The organism is Bacillota bacterium, from assembly GCA_030019365.1.
GTDB lineage: Bacteria > Bacillota > Sulfobacillia > JACIYH01 > JACIYH01 > JACIYH01.
Genome location: JASEFA010000001.1, coordinates 192,781 through 212,043, shown reverse-complemented (window position 1 = coordinate 212,043; position 19,263 = coordinate 192,781). Strand labels below are relative to the sequence as shown.

Annotated in this window: 7 protein-coding genes and 1 CRISPR repeat array (1 of these 8 only partly in view); all 7 genes read right to left on the bottom strand. The window is 61.0% G+C overall.

Annotated elements, in window-relative coordinates; genetic code table 11:
• Positions 1 to 158 precede the first annotated feature (158 nt).
• Positions 159 to 1,220, bottom strand: a complete 1,062-nt coding sequence (cmr6, locus tag QME70_00930) for a type III-B CRISPR module RAMP protein Cmr6 (GenBank protein ID MDI6893171.1) — start codon at positions 1,218 to 1,220, stop codon at positions 159 to 161.
• Positions 1,220 to 1,708 (bottom strand): type III-B CRISPR module-associated protein Cmr5, encoded by a 489-nt coding sequence (cmr5, locus tag QME70_00925; GenBank protein ID MDI6893170.1) that lies wholly within the window; start codon positions 1,706 to 1,708, stop codon positions 1,220 to 1,222. The genes cmr6 and cmr5 overlap by 1 nt, the downstream gene beginning before the upstream one ends.
• Entirely contained in the window at positions 1,701 to 2,690 is a 990-nt protein-coding gene (cmr4, locus tag QME70_00920) for a type III-B CRISPR module RAMP protein Cmr4 (protein ID MDI6893169.1), read from the bottom strand. The genes cmr5 and cmr4 overlap by 8 nt, the downstream gene beginning before the upstream one ends.
• Positions 2,691 to 2,707: 17 nt before the next feature.
• A complete protein-coding gene (cmr3, locus tag QME70_00915) occupies positions 2,708 to 3,886 on the bottom strand; it encodes a type III-B CRISPR module-associated protein Cmr3 (protein ID MDI6893168.1) in 1,179 nt (392 codons plus the stop codon).
• Positions 3,883 to 6,915: a type III-B CRISPR-associated protein Cas10/Cmr2 gene (cas10, locus tag QME70_00910; GenBank protein ID MDI6893167.1), complete on the bottom strand. Its 3,033-nt coding sequence runs from the start codon at positions 6,913 to 6,915 to the stop codon at positions 3,883 to 3,885. The genes cmr3 and cas10 overlap by 4 nt, the downstream gene beginning before the upstream one ends.
• Positions 6,912 to 7,547: a hypothetical protein gene (locus tag QME70_00905; protein MDI6893166.1), complete on the bottom strand. Its 636-nt coding sequence runs from the start codon at positions 7,545 to 7,547 to the stop codon at positions 6,912 to 6,914. The genes cas10 and QME70_00905 overlap by 4 nt, the downstream gene beginning before the upstream one ends.
• A gap of 765 nt (positions 7,548 to 8,312) precedes the next feature.
• Positions 8,313 to 9,017 (bottom strand): TM1812 family CRISPR-associated protein, encoded by a 705-nt coding sequence (locus QME70_00900; GenBank protein ID MDI6893165.1) that lies wholly within the window; start codon positions 9,015 to 9,017, stop codon positions 8,313 to 8,315.
• A gap of 391 nt (positions 9,018 to 9,408) precedes the next feature.
• Positions 9,409 to 19,263: direct repeats of the CRISPR family, unit length 37 nt; unit sequence CTTTCAGTCCCGTCTACGTCCGGGTGATGCTTGGTGG; it runs 2,422 nt beyond the window's last position.

The window sequence follows — 19,263 nt, the reverse complement described above, 5'->3', positions numbered from 1 at the left end:
GCGGCCCCGTGCCGTTGACACATCCGGTACCCCATCAAGGAAGCTCTCCCAGCAAGCGGAAGGGGGTGCCCAGGCTCCTGAGAAACCCTGCGGTCATAGAGAGATCGGGTGTCGGGACCTCGTGCTTGGCCGGCCTATCTAGGTCGGGGGGCCATGCGTCACTTCCGCACTCCTGGCGAGGGGAAGCTGAAGTAGCCGTAGCCCGCGGATGTCTTGGCCCCGGCGCCGAAGTCACGGAGAGCGGAAACGAGCCAGCTCTTTGCCTTGCGCGCGAGTTCCTCGTCGGCGCCGCCTACTGCAAACGCAAATCGGCTCCCGGCCTCTACTGCGAGGAAGTAAACCGGGACGGGGCTCAGATAGTCAGCCGGGGCTTCCGCGCCTCGATAGTACTCCCCGTAGTGGGGGTTCATCACGTCAACCTTGAGCACGGGAGGCTCGACAGGCACTGCGTCGAAGAAAACTACAGATCCGCGCCGGCCCTTATGTCCCGACGCACCGAAGACATCACGGTAGACACGGATGCACTGGCTGACGCTCAAGGACGGCGAGCCATCGAATTTGTGTTCTGCGAGTAAGCGCACAGCCTCCGCCGTTCGCACAACAGCATCCTCTGGCAATCCGGGGCTGTCTTGGAGTCTTTCCAGCGCAGCGCGACGCTCGCTTTCGTCCGGCTCCGTGAGGATGGCCTCGAGGTATTGGAGGGGCGTCCTCCCCGGCCTTGGCTCCCCAGGCACAGTGTAAGGTACACCCAGGTTACCGGCTACCACCCACAGCACGTATGATCGAGTAAGGCCCTTGAGGGCACTACCTGGAAGGTACGGGAAACCGTACACATGGTGGAACGCGAACCCCGTCTCCAGAACGCCACCCCGGCCCAATCCCACCGCCATGCGCCATTCGGGCCCTGCCTCGAAAACACAATCGTTGAGCGCGCCACCTGCCCTCACCATCTCTCGCCACCGCCGGTAGTGCTGCCTCACAAGATCACGATACCCAGGGTCTTTCCCAGCGCTGTTGCCAACCTGCACCAGGTTATCCAGCGCTCTCTTCTTGGCGGGTCCCTCCAGAGACCAATCCGGTCCGAAGGGGGTAAACCTGTCGAAGCGCAGGCCCAGGTTCAAACACACCGCGAGTTCGCCGCGGAGGACAGCCGTTGCCGCTGTATCCTTAGGCAAGGGATAGAGTGGCCTCGCATCCTTTTCATGCCGGTTCCCAACCATCATGGTCCCTCCGTAGCCTCGGGCAACCTGGCCTCGGCGAAACGCTTCACCCAGAGTAGAAAGGCAAGAGCTTCCGAGGTCGCCTGGCGGTACACTTCGCTACTTCTGTGCTGGATCACGTCGAGCAGTTCGCCAGTCTCCTTCAACTGGCCGACCACCCAGTCTGAGACGTGGCTGTAAAGCAGTTCATGCGGGTCCCACGCCTTGCTCTGCCCCTTAGCGCGGAGGAACGCCATTGCTTGGCCCAAACCGGCGGATGTAACAAGGGCCGGGACTTTGCGTGCCAGACTGCCGTACGATGCCCAGAGCTTCCCGGAATCGGTGTTCAGCCTGCGAATCTCTTGCTCGAGACGGCTACGCTCTTCCGGTTTCTGGGCCTTCTGGAGCGCCTCGTTGGCTTTCTGCTTGGCCTGATCCAGTGCAACGGTGACGCACCGCCAGGCTTCAGCAGCCCGCCTCTGTTCCAGAGTCTGCTGATGGCTAGGCATGGTGCACCTCCCCGAAACGCAAATGGACCATACCCCGCCCAACCGTTTCATCGCCGCCGAGTTGGACGCGGGTGAGGCCCAAATCCTTCACGTACTCCAGAATGTCAGCCGCCCCGTGCCCTTCGTACCAACTGTCAGGGATCCCCGGTACTCGCCCCCCGCCCTTCTGATAGCTGCGAGCGCGGGTTGCGTGCAACGGTACGTACAAGATCGTATCGGTCGGCAAGCTTTCCTCGGTCCACAACCCTCCCTCCTCAACGGTTTTTGTCTCACGGTCTAAGCGCACGCGGGTCGCCACCTCGGTAGCATAGAGGGCGAAATCGCGGAAGGCGCTCTCCGGCAGCACAACCAGACCGGATAATAGCTTGCTACGCCAGTATTCGTACTCGGCGCCAGTGGGCAGGACATTTGCCGCCAGCCAGCGTGCGATGTTCAGCACCGCCCGGTCTTCCCTGGGCGTGAAGGAGAACTCCTCCAGCACCACCATGCCTCCGGCTACTACTGTGCTGCCCGGCGAAACCAAAGCGGTATCGGCACCAGTCTGGACGGGAAGCTGCAACGGCACCGTCTTTCCGTCTTCGTCCACCTCCAAACGGTGGCGCGCCGCGGCGGCATCGCGGAAGAACCGTGCCAGCACGTCACGGCTGGTGATCCAGGCGAATACGCCCGCAAGTGATCGAACCGGGAACAGAAGCAACCTGGCGTCTCCAGGAGACAGCGCCCCCGCGTGGTCGGGCGCCCCCGACGTCTCTGGCCCAAAGACCGTTTTCCAGATCACGTCCCCGTTCTGTCGGTCCCTCTGCTTGATAAGCAGGTGCGTTGCCGCCCGCACTTTTCCCTTGATTCCGCTTGCCTGCACCAGGGGATAACCTGTTACCCGTTCGCGTTGAACAGGCAGGTCAACCGCCGCCAAGCCCCGCCCGGTGCCCGCGTGTAGTGGGGTCTCCACGTACATGTACATCAGGCACGAAGCTTCAAACATGTGCCCTGTTCCTCCCTTCAGGCGTAGTCCCATGCACCCAAGAACACCTGGCCGAATCCAATCACGGCGTCTTCCTCGCTATCCGTTACCGCCATGCCGCTGTACCGTATGGGTCCATCTGCCTCCAGGAAAAACACGCTGCCTGCCGGGACGTACCGATACATGGTCTTCTGGAAAGCGCCCTTCTGGCTCTCGGCATCGACCCGTACACCGCCGATGGGGTGGATTCGCTTCACGGCAGCCGCGACCAACCGCAGATCCGGCCCGGAGAACCACTTACTCCAGTCAGCCGCAGTCCACGCGTCATCAAAGCGCGCGGGCGTCGCCAGGTACACCCTCAGGCGTTCCCCCGTATCGCCCGGCACGGGCCCGTGCTGCTCCGCCAACTCGTAGCCCTGAACAACAGTAACGCGCGCCGCCCGGCTCTCTCCCCCGAAAGACAGTAACCCGGCATCCGGCCAACTGATCTGCTCCGGCAAACCAGAGTCATCCACTTCAACCAGGAGGCCTATACCGTCGCGCGGGCGGATGAACTCGACCTGGTACAGAAGACCCTCCCGGGGCCGTCTGGTCTGGCTGTCCAGGCCAACCCCGAAGCGGTTCTCCCGCACAAACAGGGACTTCTCCGCGCAAACGCCATCGCTCGGCAACCCGCCGCCCCGAAGATACGAGAGCAGCGTGCGTTCGTCGACCCAGCATTCCGCTACTTCTTCCAGCACGCCACAAGTCCGTGCCCAAAGGGGCAGCAAGCCGCGCCCGGGCCAGTTAGCGCCGAAGGGACTTTCCCTCAACGGCGCCAGACATTGGTGGATCACCCCCTTCCCATCGTCTCTCTTCTTTAACTTGACCACGTCTGCCGGCAGCGGAAAGTAACGCACGTAGCTCTCTTTCCCCTGTGGGTCCCGCCGCCGCCTCGCTAGGAACGGCCCACGCAGACGGAACCTCGGAGGCTCTCCGGGCCAACCGATGACGCCACTGATCGCACGGGAAACACGGTGCTTCGCCATTGTGGGGCCCAAAGCAAAGTCCGGCAGAGGGGCGCCGGATGCCATGAGGAGCATGGATCGCAGTGCCCCCTGAACGGTGCTGGGGTTCGGAGGGAAAACGCTGCGGGCGTGATGGTCACTTCCGGCGTCGAAGGCCTTGCCGTCACGGAACAGCCACACGTCCGCAGGCTCGATGAACAACCAGCTCATTCCGCCCCACCCCTCTCCAGAAACCGCGCAAGTTGCAGCCACTTCCCCACTTCCACGCAACCTGGCTGGGGGGCGTAGTCCTCATCTACGGGGTCCGGCTGCGATGCGGAGGCCAACCGCGCGTACTTCTCCCACTGCTGCCGGTGCGCCTCCAGCGCCGCGGACCACCTGGCAAGTTGGGACGCCAGCAACTTCGCTTGTTCCTCTGCCTTATCCTTGACCGCTTCGCCCCCGTGCCGTTTGATGAGGCGCGTCAGTTCGGCTTCATATGCATCTGGAACAGCGACGAGCGCCCTGGACTCAGCGGACACGTCGTAGACCAACCGGGAGGACAGTTTCCCTTCACGCAACCGTTCGCAGATGTCAAGAAACAGGCCGATTACATCAGTAAGACCGGAGTAACTCCACTGACTACCAACCCTCAGTGCGTCCCCCGAGCGTTTCAGCGCGTGGACGCAGACCGCATTCCGCCCGTATGCGTCTTTGGCTGACTTGAGTGCTTCCCGTGCTTCCCTCACCACTCCGTCGAGTGGAGCCTGGTGGTGCGCGATGGCAATGCCTGCGCTGATGGCGGCTCTCGGACCCATTGTTACCAGCCATTCTTTACCCACCTGCAAGAAGCCGTGGCGGTCACCGACCAGTTCCGGAGTGACCCTAATCCAGCGGTCGCCTTCCCCAACTTCCACAGTCGCCTGGCCGCTGTACAAGGCGCGCAGGTCGCGGGCCGCCGAAAGGGCACTATCGGCCGGCAACAGGGCAAGGAGGTCATCACCTCCCGCATATACCACGCGACCGGGGTACAGGTCCTCCACAACGGGGCGAACAGAATGGAGGGCGAAGTTGGCAACGGCATGGCTGATGGCCGCATGGCTTGCCGGACCAAGCAGGCGCCTGGTGACTCCATCGAGGAGGCCCTGCCAGTCCTGCAAGTTACCACGTGCCCACTGCTTCTCGAACAGTTCGACCGCGCGCGAGTGTAGAACGTCACGGAAAGCAGGTAGCCGTTCCCCTGATAACCAGGCACCGATTTCGTCTCCGTCCATGGCCAGCACAGCGAAGTACGCCGACGGTCGCTTGGCGTGCTCCAGCAGTCCGCCCAAGCACTTGCGGAGGTGTTCAACCTTCTCGGGAGCGAAATCCAGCCCGTAACTGTTCCGGAAGCGCTCTACCGTGTAGGCTTCCGGGTAGAACAAATCTCCATCGTAGTGCACGAGGTCCCTCATGGCTTCTCTTGCCTCATCATCCCGGATGTCTTGAAGCAGGACCGCCAGCCGGGGGACGGACTCCAAGACCACCGTCTGGGGAATCGCATCCCCATCCCCACTCTGCGCACTTGCCAACTCGTCCCTGAACACCCGAACCCTTTCCCTCAGCGGGTGACCCGGGGGGAGATCCTTGAGGGTCTCTATCAAGCGTTCGCGGAAGGTTGCGGCAGCAATAGTGCTCGTGGAAGGAAACGCACCCTCCAACCCCAGTTCTTTCTTGAAGAACGCCCTCTGCACAAAGCGTTTGATTGTGCAGACAGCGCACAGACGTTCTCGTCCGTCCGGCCTCAGCTCCGCGTGGCGTTGCCTGCGCTTCAGTTCGTCCGCCAGATCGCCCCAAAACCTTCGGACACCCGTTCTGCTGCCATCCACGCCATGAAGTGCGGCGCGTTCCCCGCACAACGTACATTTCTCACCCCGCTCTGCCACCTGGACGAAGTCCCGTAGCGCTTTGCGGGACCCATGGGCTCGGTCGGCAAGGGTGTGAAGCAGGCTGTACGCGGTACCCATGTTGACCAGCCTGCCGCCTTTGGTATTCCGGTACACCTGATAAACCCGATCAAAGTACCAGTCCGGGGGCACAGTTGGGCTGCCGTCCGGAAAAGACGGAAACGCCAGTCTCTTGTATTCGGCCAGCACATCATCTGCCTCGCGCCACGCATCCGCCTCGCCGGGTGGTCGCGTCGCTGGCCACACGTGGTAGCTCCAGTACAACTCCCAATGACTCTTCCACTCTCCGCCAGCCCCCGCGCCTGTCTGAACCGCCCACATTTCCCGAAACGTGTCGTCGACCAACGCCCAGGTTTCCAGGTAATCCAGCACAGCATTAGCCATCCGCTCCCACGCAGCCGAGACCGCAGGAACAACCGCATCCTCTGCGAGCGCCCGGGCTCTGTCTGCCGGCACGAGGGCAACCAGCTTGTTGGGCAATGCAGCCACCGCCAGCCGGCCCGAATCGGGGATTTCCTCTTGCTTCAAAACGGCGACCGCGTCTGAAGCAAGCCACCGGTCCACGAGGGGCTGGCCGCGCAGCGCTGGGTACAGTACGGCGTCTGGACCGATGCTTTCCGCGATGGCCCGCGCTGCTTCCCAGGCCAGGTACGACAGGATGTAGCTACCCATCCAGAGGTCCTGCGTACGCCGGGCCTGGTAGATGTACCGCTGCGCAGGACCCAACGAAAGCACCAGCAGGGCGGGTCGATTCAGGGCACCGACCACTGCTGTCGTAGCATCCAGGTGGTCCCACAGGCTGTGGTCTACCATGCGGGTGTCGCCTGGAATCAGGCGCCAAAATGGGTCCACTGCCTCGGGTAACCGTCGCCACAGGGCGAGATACATGCGTCGCGGGTCGCCGGCAAACCGCGTGGCGATGTCATCAACGACGAGCTTATACGCATCGGAAACCTTCAGGCGTTCGTTCATCGCGTACGGGGGTCTATCCTTGAATTCGCAGCCAGACATGGGGTGGCGGATTTCGGGATCAGCCCAATACAGCGTGGCACCGCTGGTGGCGCGCGATCCGTCTGGATCGTCGCTCGGAGTAACCACCACCTGGGCGGGAAAGGCCGCGCGGTCCATCGCCGCCGCCACGCTGTCCGCCTTGCGGGCCAACTCGAGTTCCGCTGATTCCGGGGGACGCCCTAGCAGTTGCGTCAGCAACGCTTGGGTGCGCGACTCGTGGTCCCCCAGACCCAGTAGAAGCTTGTCGGGCGGGTCGTGCAGGAAGGCAACTATCTTCTGTTCCCAAAACCGTTGGTCGGTCACGGGTAGCCCACCTCCAGCAGGGGCGCCACGTAGTGCAGCCCCCCAGGCGTAGACAGAGCGCGCAGGAAGTCGTCAATCAGCGCCAGCCCGGGCGCAGGCGCCAGAGCCGGCCTCCCCCGGGTTTTCAGCTTCAGAGGCTCACGGTCCTGGAGCAGCGGCGCACGAAAGACGGTCAGGACCACCGCATATCCCCCGGCCGTGAGCCTCACCACCCTGATCCAGAGGGGCGACGCGCGCCGGTCGGATTTGTCGCCCTGTAAGGTGCCGGACGCACCTCCGAGCGAGCGGAAATAGAACACTATGGGCAGTCCGAAGGCGGCGCGCTCCACTGTTTGCAGGCGCGGGCTGCGGCCCCCCACCACGCCCTTGACATTGTTATAGTCGGGCTCGCGGCGGTTCCTGAAGCTCTGTAAAGCCGTACCTACCGCCTCTAAAGCCTGTTCCCAGGTCTGCCACGTGCGGTCCAGCACTGCGATGTCGCACACCCCCCGGCGCAAAACGTTGAACGTGGGGCGGATCGGGCCCCTCTCTGCAGCAGGAATCGCTACGGCCTCTCCCAGCATGCGCAACCCGACTTCCAGTTCGTCTTTGAGGGCAGAGGGGTCTCTGGCGTGCACCACCAGCCCGGGCAACTCAGTTGGCCACCCGGTCGGATCTGCCGTTGCCCGTAGACCACCCGCCCCCCGGCGGGAGCGCGCACCCAGCCCGCCCAGGCGTACGAGCAACCAAAATGCCGCTGCTGTTCGCCGGGCGAGGATCTCGTGGTCGCGGCCGCTAACGGGGGATCGGAGCTGCAGGCTGACTTCGAGCCGCGTACCTGGAGGAAAACAGTCACGCCACATGAGCATGGTTCGGCCGGTATGGTCTCTTTCGCGCTGCGCCAAGGAAAAAAACAGGTACCGGGCGCCGGGCCCCTGCGCTCCCTCGAACCGGCCAGCGCGCGGATTCCCCGTCAAGCGCACCACTACAGGCGAGCCACCTACCTTCCCTGCGTCTCCGAACACCCTGGCCTCCTCACTGCGAACGTCCTTGATGCTCTCCAAGTGTGCTCCCGCCAGGGCCCGAAACCAAAACCGCATGGCACCCCGAAACGAAGTTGCGCGCAATTCTGGGGATCCCCATGGCTCGCTGCCGCCCAGGAACAGCGGCGTGACAGTTTCCAGAGGCACTCTAATCGCCCACATTGCAATCCCCCCACGCCATACACAAACGATTCAGGGCTTCGCGGACCGCATCCTCATCTCCGAGGTTGTGCTCTAGGACCCGGCACAACCAATCTTTCGCCTCGGCGATATCAGTGTCATCCAGTCCCCGCCCCCCCGGTGCCCCATTCTTAGCGGGATCCGGAACCAGCGCACGATCCAGGGGATCGAGCCCGGACTCACCCCGGCCGTCAGCTATGCGGGTAACGGCCAAAGCAAGCAGCAGGCGGCGGCTGGGTAAACACTCCGGGCTAAGCGGCTCATCGGATGAACCCAGCAACTCGTAGCGACTGATAGCCTCCTCGAAGCAAACCCTTGCTTCTTCGTACCTTCTGCCTGAACCAGCACCCACCCCCTCCCCTCGAGCGCAGCGATCACCGCGTTGGAAGCACTAGTCGCTTTGGCGAGTACTTCGGCCTCACGGTAGCGGGTAATAGCCAGGTCGACTCCGCCTGAGTCGCGCAAAACGTCAGCTAGGTTCAGCAGAACTGGTATGTCCGCCTCAGTGCCAGGACCTCGTCGCAGGTGTCGCAGTCGTACTTCGTAACACTGGAAACTCAACAACGGTAAGTGGCGGAATCCGTGGGTGATGTCGAACGCCACCTCGTCGCCCGGCTCCACCTGCTCCACCAGGATGCGGAAAGGCTCCCACATCTCTTCCCATGTGGCGCCGTTCGGGATGAGTACCTCACGGAAAGGAACCCCGAGCTCCTCCAACCCCTGGGCAAGACCCTCCCCGTGCTTGGCCTGCGCCTGCTCGGTCATGACCAGCAGGACCACGGACGGCCGCAGCAGTCCGGCTATGGCCAGTGGGCAGTATCTGGTTTCGTACGAATTCTCCTGGAGTATGTATGTAGCGACTTCGTATTTGCCCGCCCCGATGGTGGCTACCAGTTTCACAACATCCCCCAGTTGCCTTTCGCGATAGATTTGTCGGTTTCCTCCGACAGAAGGTGGCGGACCCGCGACGGCTTCCGCCACGAGAGTCCAGCCCGGGCGCAATGGACGGCCCGCCCTCAATTCGCCCGGGTGCTCAGTCTGCCCTCTTGGGCGGGTCCTCTGCCAGTTGCCGCAAGGCAAACAGGAATATCTTCCTGCACTGCGGCGAGCAGGTTCGCAAATGGTGAAAGGCGGGCGAGAATGCAGCCCTGCATTTCTTGCAATCCTTCAAGTGCTCAGCCATCTGAGCACCCGTCACCAGTTCTTGCTCCCAGCAGTCAATGCAGACCGGACCTCCTCCCTCCGACAAGAATGGCCCTGGAAGCTCGCGGCCACATACGGAACACCTCGGCATGCCTCTTACCTCCTTATCTGCGGATGCTTGGTGGGTGGGCAGGGTTCGGAATGCCCAGCTTACTCTCTTGCCTTTCAGTCCCGTCTACGTCCGGGTGATGCTTGGTGGAAGCTTTCTTTGGTGGCCGGGTTGAATGCTATTTCTTCTTTCAGTCCCGTCTACGTCCGGGTGATGCTTGGTGGCCTTCCTTGCTGTCCCTTATAATCCAATCAATGTACCCTTTCAGTCCCGTCTACGTCCGGGTGATGCTTGGTGGGGGTACTCGCCAACACCGAAGCCAACCGACCCGCAGCTGCTTTCAGTCCCGTCTACGTCCGGGTGATGCTTGGTGGGAGGAAGCTGCCGTCAAGAAGGCCGAGGAACTCGAGACTTTCAGTCCCGTCTACGTCCGGGTGATGCTTGGTGGGCCGAGCTGGTGAGCCGCTACTTCCCAGCCTGGTTCCTCCTTTCAGTCCCGTCTACGTCCGGGTGATGCTTGGTGGGCTCCGGGAATCTGGGGTACTCACCGAGGAGGAGTTCCCTTTCAGTCCCGTCTACGTCCGGGTGATGCTTGGTGGTTTCTCAAGTCCGATGGCACCTTTACGCACAACACTACCTTTCAGTCCCGTCTACGTCCGGGTGATGCTTGGTGGACGGTGTAGGCCTCGGTGTAGCCGGCCATGGAAGGCTTCTTTCAGTCCCGTCTACGTCCGGGTGATGCTTGGTGGTCGCCAGCCGTGCCGACGTCAACCGGCTTGCCCGTGACTTTCAGTCCCGTCTACGTCCGGGTGATGCTTGGTGGCCGGGGGTGCCTGGACGGCGCAGACGGTGGGAATCAACTTTCAGTCCCGTCTACGTCCGGGTGATGCTTGGTGGAAGAACACCGTCACTCACTCCTTCCCCGCCCTGGCGACTTTCAGTCCCGTCTACGTCCGGGTGATGCTTGGTGGTATCGTCAAGGGCCAGGCCAGCGTGTGGAACTATGCTTTCAGTCCCGTCTACGTCCGGGTGATGCTTGGTGGTCGAGCAGAGGCCGCACGTCACCGTGAGCACGATCCACTTTCAGTCCCGTCTACGTCCGGGTGATGCTTGGTGGTCGGCCACCGTGCGGAGCAGCCAAGCCACGCCCTCTACTTTCAGTCCCGTCTACGTCCGGGTGATGCTTGGTGGTGAGGTCGGCTCCTGCGGGCAGCGAGATGTCGTGGACCTTTCAGTCCCGTCTACGTCCGGGTGATGCTTGGTGGCTTGTCCCGCGCAATGGGAAGGCTGCCTGGACGACGGCCTTTCAGTCCCGTCTACGTCCGGGTGATGCTTGGTGGGCGGGCCATCCATGACCCGGGCGGATGGGGTTACCCCTTTCAGTCCCGTCTACGTCCGGGTGATGCTTGGTGGTCTCAATTTAAGTGGACGGCGACCGTTCTTGATGCGATTCTTTCAGTCCCGTCTACGTCCGGGTGATGCTTGGTGGTCGTGGTGTCGTTGGCGAAGATGATGGAGGTGGGGTCTTTCAGTCCCGTCTACGTCCGGGTGATGCTTGGTGGACTCCTGGGTCCCCGGGCTCGACGACCCGGAGGAAATCCTTTCAGTCCCGTCTACGTCCGGGTGATGCTTGGTGGACTTGCGCCCGGCCTCCAGCACAAAGGGCGCGGCGTCTTTCAGTCCCGTCTACGTCCGGGTGATGCTTGGTGGGACCTCCGTCATCCCCGTCGCTACTTGCCGCGCGGCGCTTTCAGTCCCGTCTACGTCCGGGTGATGCTTGGTGGATGGCGATTCCCCGTCCTTTCTCCTCACGTTCCGCCAGCTTTCAGTCCCGTCTACGTCCGGGTGATGCTTGGTGGCGCCACCTGGGGCACCAGCCAGACCGTCTCCTCTTCTTTCAGTCCCGTCTACGTCCGGGTGATGCTTGGTGGGGCTTGTACCCGCCCTCCTTCCGTTGCACATATCCAGCTTTCAGTCCCGTCTACGTCCGGGTGATGCTTGGTGGGCTGACAGCCACCAGTGCCGACCTCCGCTGGTGGAAAGCTTTCAGTCCCGTCTACGTCCGGGTGATGCTTGGTGGAAAGCCAATGAGGGGATGATGACCCATGGATGGCCCGCTTTCAGTCCCGTCTACGTCCGGGTGATGCTTGGTGGACCCTACAGCGCGATGCTGAAAGGCAAAGCAGTGGCTTTCAGTCCCGTCTACGTCCGGGTGATGCTTGGTGGACCTCGTGTTGTGAAGCCAAGGGCGTAGTTGGTATCCTTTCAGTCCCGTCTACGTCCGGGTGATGCTTGGTGGGCCGCGACAGCCTGGCCGCTGGCGTTGGAAGCAACCACTTTCAGTCCCGTCTACGTCCGGGTGATGCTTGGTGGAGGGAGGTTGGGGCCGTGGAGTTCGTGCGCGAGACCGGACTTTCAGTCCCGTCTACGTCCGGGTGATGCTTGGTGGTATCCTGACCTCCTGCCCGTCGATGTCGAACACAAGGTCCTTTCAGTCCCGTCTACGTCCGGGTGATGCTTGGTGGTGCCCCGCAAGGCCCTACGTGACCCGCACCAAGTGCTCTTTCAGTCCCGTCTACGTCCGGGTGATGCTTGGTGGACCCGCTGCACCCTGTCTATGGTCCCGCCGAAAACCTTGCTTTCAGTCCCGTCTACGTCCGGGTGATGCTTGGTGGCGAGAAAAATCATATCCCCTGCTGCAAAGGAAACAGCTTTCAGTCCCGTCTACGTCCGGGTGATGCTTGGTGGGGTATTTCATTGCCGCAAGAACTTGCGCGATATTCACCTTTCAGTCCCGTCTACGTCCGGGTGATGCTTGGTGGTTGGCGGCATTGATCCCGCTACGGCTGGATACCAGAACTCTTTCAGTCCCGTCTACGTCCGGGTGATGCTTGGTGGAATGAGTTTCTGCGCGCCACTATGTCCATCAACGAGGCCTTTCAGTCCCGTCTACGTCCGGGTGATGCTTGGTGGTTGGCGAACTTCGATCCTGCGAAGGCTATCAAAACGGCTTTCAGTCCCGTCTACGTCCGGGTGATGCTTGGTGGGGCAATGGGCCCAACTGGTTCCAGGGGCGCTACGCGCTCTTTCAGTCCCGTCTACGTCCGGGTGATGCTTGGTGGGCCCAAACAGTCTCCCAGCTTGCAATCTGCTTTGGTGCTTTCAGTCCCGTCTACGTCCGGGTGATGCTTGGTGGAAGCCATCCGAGTACCGAGCCAGGGTTTCGGCCGTCCTTTCAGTCCCGTCTACGTCCGGGTGATGCTTGGTGGATACTCCTGCGGATTGGTTGAATGAGTGGGATTACTTGCTTTCAGTCCCGTCTACGTCCGGGTGATGCTTGGTGGCCTCCGAGGAGGAAGAGGAGGAGGAAGAGGTGGCTGCTCCTTTCAGTCCCGTCTACGTCCGGGTGATGCTTGGTGGCAGGTGGCCGAAGAGCTTGTGGGGGTAACACTCGTGCGCTTTCAGTCCCGTCTACGTCCGGGTGATGCTTGGTGGGGACTCTATCTCTAGGTTCAGGATCTTCTCTGGGCCTTTCAGTCCCGTCTACGTCCGGGTGATGCTTGGTGGTTGTCGACTATGACGCATACGCTGCTATGCTCGCAGTATCTTTCAGTCCCGTCTACGTCCGGGTGATGCTTGGTGGGAGAGTCAATCTTCCCGAAGAACCCCAGGAAGGAAGCTTTCAGTCCCGTCTACGTCCGGGTGATGCTTGGTGGGCACGCCAAGCCAAAGAAGCAGTTGAGAAAACGGTCTTTCAGTCCCGTCTACGTCCGGGTGATGCTTGGTGGGCTACATGGAGTATGTACCGGCCCCTGAGCACAGCTTTCAGTCCCGTCTACGTCCGGGTGATGCTTGGTGGGCGTTCTCGAACCCGGAGAAGCGGGTACGCCACTCACTTTCAGTCCCGTCTACGTCCGGGTGATGCTTGGTGGACCCCCAAAGTTATCCGCGTCAGGCGCGGGAAGGTCGTCTTTCAGTCCCGTCTACGTCCGGGTGATGCTTGGTGGATAAGCCTAACAGGGTATTCGTTATGCTTCATGACGTACTTTCAGTCCCGTCTACGTCCGGGTGATGCTTGGTGGGTTAATCTCCCCGCCATTCCCGAATTGGAGATGTTTCTTTCAGTCCCGTCTACGTCCGGGTGATGCTTGGTGGGGGGCAGGATCTCCCGGATGACCGTGCGTTCCCCTCTTTCAGTCCCGTCTACGTCCGGGTGATGCTTGGTGGTCTACATCCTGGTATGTCGGACACCGGGGGAGCCGGACTTTCAGTCCCGTCTACGTCCGGGTGATGCTTGGTGGGGAAGCAGAGATTGCAGGGGTCGTGGTCGGAGTGTTCACTTTCAGTCCCGTCTACGTCCGGGTGATGCTTGGTGGTCCAATCCTGTGGGAATCATATCGGAAGCTGTTGTGCTCTTTCAGTCCCGTCTACGTCCGGGTGATGCTTGGTGGGATACCCTAGGGAGGTACCCTGGGGGGTATGTGTAGTGCTTTCAGTCCCGTCTACGTCCGGGTGATGCTTGGTGGAGATGAGCCACCCTGGCTGTCCATCGAGCGGCAGGTGGCTTTCAGTCCCGTCTACGTCCGGGTGATGCTTGGTGGAAGAGATATTCGTATGCTGGTATGGGGAAAACGTTGAAACTTTCAGTCCCGTCTACGTCCGGGTGATGCTTGGTGGTCAGGACGACCTTTCCCGGTTTGATGGAGACCGTGATCTTTCAGTCCCGTCTACGTCCGGGTGATGCTTGGTGGCGCGACTGGTCCAAGGGCGAGGCGATCCTTCCGGAACCACTTTCAGTCCCGTCTACGTCCGGGTGATGCTTGGTGGGATTGGCCTTCGTCCGAGGTGGACACGGCGGAAGGCCACTTTCAGTCCCGTCTACGTCCGGGTGATGCTTGGTGGGGAGGTCGGTGTTATGATCGAATGGGCATCTACGTTCTTTCAGTCCCGTCTACGTCCGGGTGATGCTTGGTGGATCACGAACTCGCCCTCGGAGCCTGGCTCTATCCACTTCCACTTTCAGTCCCGTCTACGTCCGGGTGATGCTTGGTGGACCTCCGGCGGCAGCGACCCCCTGACCCCGGCGGACATCGCTTTCAGTCCCGTCTACGTCCGGGTGATGCTTGGTGGCTCGAGATGTGGGCCTTCTTCGCTTCGATCAGATTACTTTCAGTCCCGTCTACGTCCGGGTGATGCTTGGTGGCCCTGAAGGAGCGGCTTGAGGCCAAAGACAAGGAAGCTTTCAGTCCCGTCTACGTCCGGGTGATGCTTGGTGGAAAACAGGCGTGGCGGAAGACCACCTGCCCCGTATGCCACTTTCAGTCCCGTCTACGTCCGGGTGATGCTTGGTGGTAAGTAGTTTTCTCCTCAGTGTACGTAGTTGGTCTTTCAGTCCCGTCTACGTCCGGGTGATGCTTGGTGGTACGACCCCTACTGGAAGGACACGCCGGAGGTACTGACTTTCAGTCCCGTCTACGTCCGGGTGATGCTTGGTGGCGTAACCGCTGTAACGGCATTTTCTGCACATCGTTAGTTCTTTCAGTCCCGTCTACGTCCGGGTGATGCTTGGTGGAAGATTTCGAGAAGGAGCTGGAGCGCCGCGTGGCAGGCTCTTTCAGTCCCGTCTACGTCCGGGTGATGCTTGGTGGGCATTTGTTTGAGCTCTTCCTGCATGGTGACAGGCTCAACTTTCAGTCCCGTCTACGTCCGGGTGATGCTTGGTGGCCTGCTGCGAGAACCCCGAGGACCTGGTCCGCTACTTTGCTTTCAGTCCCGTCTACGTCCGGGTGATGCTTGGTGGCCAAAGGTCAACATCGGCAAGCTGGGCAAAGAGGCAACTTTCAGTCCCGTCTACGTCCGGGTGATGCTTGGTGGGTTCGTGGCAATGCTGAGCCGCGCCGTAGCGCTCCAGCCTTTCAGTCCCGTCTACGTCCGGGTGATGCTTGGTGGCATCTACCAAGTCCATGTGCGCACCGACCTGCGCCGCTTTCAGTCCCGTCTACGTCCGGGTGATGCTTGGTGGCGAGTTCCTGGTGCAGTCCGTCCGGCTCTCTCAGGCCGCCTTTCAGTCCCGTCTACGTCCGGGTGATGCTTGGTGGGCTGTACGACCTCGCCAAGGAGACCTTTGAGGACCCTTTCAGTCCCGTCTACGTCCGGGTGATGCTTGGTGGAGTCCAGCAGCGCCGAGTACATGCCCTGGATCTGCGCCTTTCAGTCCCGTCTACGTCCGGGTGATGCTTGGTGGCTTCCAGAGGGTTTTCCTCGCCGCGCGGCAAGTAGCCTTTCAGTCCCGTCTACGTCCGGGTGATGCTTGGTGGGCTTCGATGAGCTGCTGGAATGTCTTCTCAGTAGCCTCTTTCAGTCCCGTCTACGTCCGGGTGATGCTTGGTGGTTCGAGCGGACATGGAAGAGCATCTTCCTGAACCTTTCAGTCCCGTCTACGTCCGGGTGATGCTTGGTGGTTTATTCCGCGGCATATTAACACCTCATACCTCAAACTTTCAGTCCCGTCTACGTCCGGGTGATGCTTGGTGGAGACCGCCGAGGAGATCATCCGCAGGGCGGCTAAGGCCTTTCAGTCCCGTCTACGTCCGGGTGATGCTTGGTGGCGGCCACAGTAGGTCTCGACGGTGCGGGTCATGGCCTTTCAGTCCCGTCTACGTCCGGGTGATGCTTGGTGGCGAGTTCCTGGTGCAGTCCGTCCGGCTCTCTCAGGCCGCCTTTCAGCCCCGTCTACGTCCGGGTGATGCTTGGTGGGGTGGAGACCATCCTGCTGGCCTGGAACCAGCTGAACCTTTCAGTCCCGTCTACGTCCGGGTGATGCTTGGTGGGTGGACTGCCGTGGACACCCTGGTCTCCAGGTACCTGGCTTTCAGTCCCGTCTACGTCCGGGTGATGCTTGGTGGTGGTGGAAGGGGATAACCTCCGCGAAGGGATGCGCATTGCTTTCAGTCCCGTCTACGTCCGGGTGATGCTTGGTGGCAATTCTGCCGCCCTTGCCAGACAGAAAGGAATGGGCTTTCAGTCCCGTCTACGTCCGGGTGATGCTTGGTGGACAGGAAGGGGGCGGACAATAGAGGAAGCGAGGAGGACTTTCAGTCCCGTCTACGTCCGGGTGATGCTTGGTGGCCAGACCCCCTCTCGAACTTCCGGGGACATCATACCATCTTTCAGTCCCGTCTACGTCCGGGTGATGCTTGGTGGAGTGCATTCGCAGAAGAGCAATGCTGCGAATGCTGCGGCTTTCAGTCCCGTCTACGTCCGGGTGATGCTTGGTGGTGAATTCATGGAAGGCATGACGTTTCTGGGGTTCACGGCTTTCAGTCCCGTCTACGTCCGGGTGATGCTTGGTGGTCGCGGGGGCCGTCTACACGCCCGAGGAGTTGAGCGACACTTTCAGTCCCGTCTACGTCCGGGTGATGCTTGGTGGAGTGATGATCGGGGTGGAACATGGTTTGCCCACTAAGGCTTTCAGTCCCGTCTACGTCCGGGTGATGCTTGGTGGACCGCGCGCTGGTAGCTCACCAGCGTCGGGTGACGGCCTTTCAGTCCCGTCTACGTCCGGGTGATGCTTGGTGGCGATCCGTTGCTGGTCGTGATCTCGCTGCGCCAGCCCACTTTCAGTCCCGTCTACGTCCGGGTGATGCTTGGTGGACGCGGTGGCCGTGCTCCTGGTACGACAAGGAGTTCTTTCAGTCCCGTCTACGTCCGGGTGATGCTTGGTGGCAGATTTTATAGGAAAACTAATGGACAAGTGTGTCGCTTTCAGTCCCGTCTACGTCCGGGTGATGCTTGGTGGCTTGCCCGTTTTCCCGGGCAGGATTTTTACGGAAACCCTTTCAGTCCCGTCTACGTCCGGGTGATGCTTGGTGGACAAAGCCATAGCCAACCTGGAAAGGCTGGGATACCTTTCAGTCCCGTCTACGTCCGGGTGATGCTTGGTGGCACCACTACCTGGGTGTCGCCGCCTGCTCCACCCTCTTTCAGTCCCGTCTACGTCCGGGTGATGCTTGGTGGCAAGCATTTCTCCTTCGCATACGACAAGGGGCAGGTTACTTTCAGTCCCGTCTACGTCCGGGTGATGCTTGGTGGCCTGTATTTCGACGGTGCGCTACGAGCTGTTATGACCTTTCAGTCCCGTCTACGTCCGGGTGATGCTTGGTGGCATATCTATGCATCCTCCCTCTAGACGGCCCCCAGAGCTTTCAGTCCCGTCTACGTCCGGGTGATGCTTGGTGGGAGCGATGCGGTCAACAAGGCCATCGCCATGCGGGCTTTCAGTCCCGTCTACGTCCGGGTGATGCTTGGTGGTCGAGCCATTTTCAAGGGTGCATGTTTGGAACTCTGTTCTTTCAGTCCCGTCTACGTCCGGGTGATGCTTGGTGGCGTCACCGCGCAGAACGGCGACGCGACCGCCTACTGCTTTCAGTCCCGTCTACGTCCGGGTGATGCTTGGTGGAGGCCAGCGCCTCGTGGTACTCCCAGGGGGCATCTGTGCTTTCAGTCCCGTCTACGTCCGGGTGATGCTTGGTGGCAACGCGCAGGTATACGGCATCGAGTGCGTGGACTGGCACCCTTTCAGTCCCGTCTACGTCCGGGTGATGCTTGGTGGGTCGGACGGCGTCATCCGCCAATTGGTGCGTGAAGCTTTCAGTCCCGTCTACGTCCGGGTGATGCTTGGTGGTTAAGGCCCTTTCAGTGGGCTTGCCAATGTGAGCGCTTTCAGTCCCGTCTACGTCCGGGTGATGCTTGGTGGGGAAGGCAAATTCGGTAGCTTCTTGGTGGTCCTGGCGGCTTTCAGTCCCGTCTACGTCCGGGTGATGCTTGGTGGAGAAATACCTGCTGGATGATGAACCCCTGGGATTTACCCTCTTTCAGTCCCGTCTACGTCCGGGTGATGCTTGGTGGACAAAGCCATAGCCAACCTGGAAAGGCTGGGATACCTTTCAGTCCCGTCTACGTCCGGGTGATGCTTGGTGGTTCCTGCTTGTCGTTCGGTGGCACGGTATCCCTCCTTTTCTTTCAGTCCCGTCTACGTCCGGGTGATGCTTGGTGGCGGCCTCGGCGGGCCGTAGCGTCTCGCAATCTCCTCGCTTTCAGTCCCGTCTACGTCCGGGTGATGCTTGGTGGGTATCCCAAGCCATCCAAGATACCGCCTCCGCCGCCGGCTTTCAGTCCCGTCTACGTCCGGGTGATGCTTGGTGGTGCCCACGCAGCGGGCCACAACAGCCACACCATTCTTTCAGTCCCGTCTACGTCCGGGTGATGCTTGGTGGCCGGAGGAGATCCGGGCGGCACTCCTCAACGAAGTTGCTTTCAGTCCCGTCTACGTCCGGGTGATGCTTGGTGGGCGTCTAACCGGAGGGGGGTTTCCTCCGGCTTAGCCTTTCAGTCCCGTCTACGTCCGGGTGATGCTTGGTGGGCCATCCTGGGGGGTACGTCTGCCCCAAAGGGGAAGGCTCTTTCAGTCCCGTCTACGTCCGGGTGATGCTTGGTGGTCACGGTAGCCTGCTCAACCCGGACTGGGTGGAGTGCCTGATCTTTCAGTCCCGTCTACGTCCGGGTGATGCTTGGTGGTCTGCTAGCACTTGCTCCCTGCTCGGCTGATAGTCCCTTTCAGTCCCGTCTACGTCCGGGTGATGCTTGGTGGAGAGGCTTGTTACTTACACCCTGCAATCCGAGCCGCTTTCAGTCCCGTCTACGTCCGGGTGATGCTTGGTGGCTCAAACGCGAAGTTGCGGTAGCCATTCTCGACCAGACTTTCAGTCCCGTCTACGTCCGGGTGATGCTTGGTGGCGCAACTGAGACGCCTGAAGAAACCACCGCGATCCCTTTCAGTCCCGTCTACGTCCGGGTGATGCTTGGTGGTTGCAGACGGCACAGCGGCCAGTGTAA

What these genes read in the sequence shown, in the direction of transcription:
- cmr6 (MDI6893171.1), bottom strand. Translation starts at nt 1,220, where the DNA reads ATGGTTGGGAACCGGCATGAAAAGGATGCGAGGCCACTCTATCCCTTG.
- cmr3 (MDI6893168.1), bottom strand. Translation starts at nt 3,886, where the DNA reads ATGAGCTGGTTGTTCATCGAGCCTGCGGACGTGTGGCTGTTCCGTGAC.
- cmr4 (MDI6893169.1), bottom strand. Translation starts at nt 2,690, where the DNA reads ATGTTTGAAGCTTCGTGCCTGATGTACATGTACGTGGAGACCCCACTA.
- cmr5 (MDI6893170.1), bottom strand. Translation starts at nt 1,708, where the DNA reads ATGCCTAGCCATCAGCAGACTCTGGAACAGAGGCGGGCTGCTGAAGCC.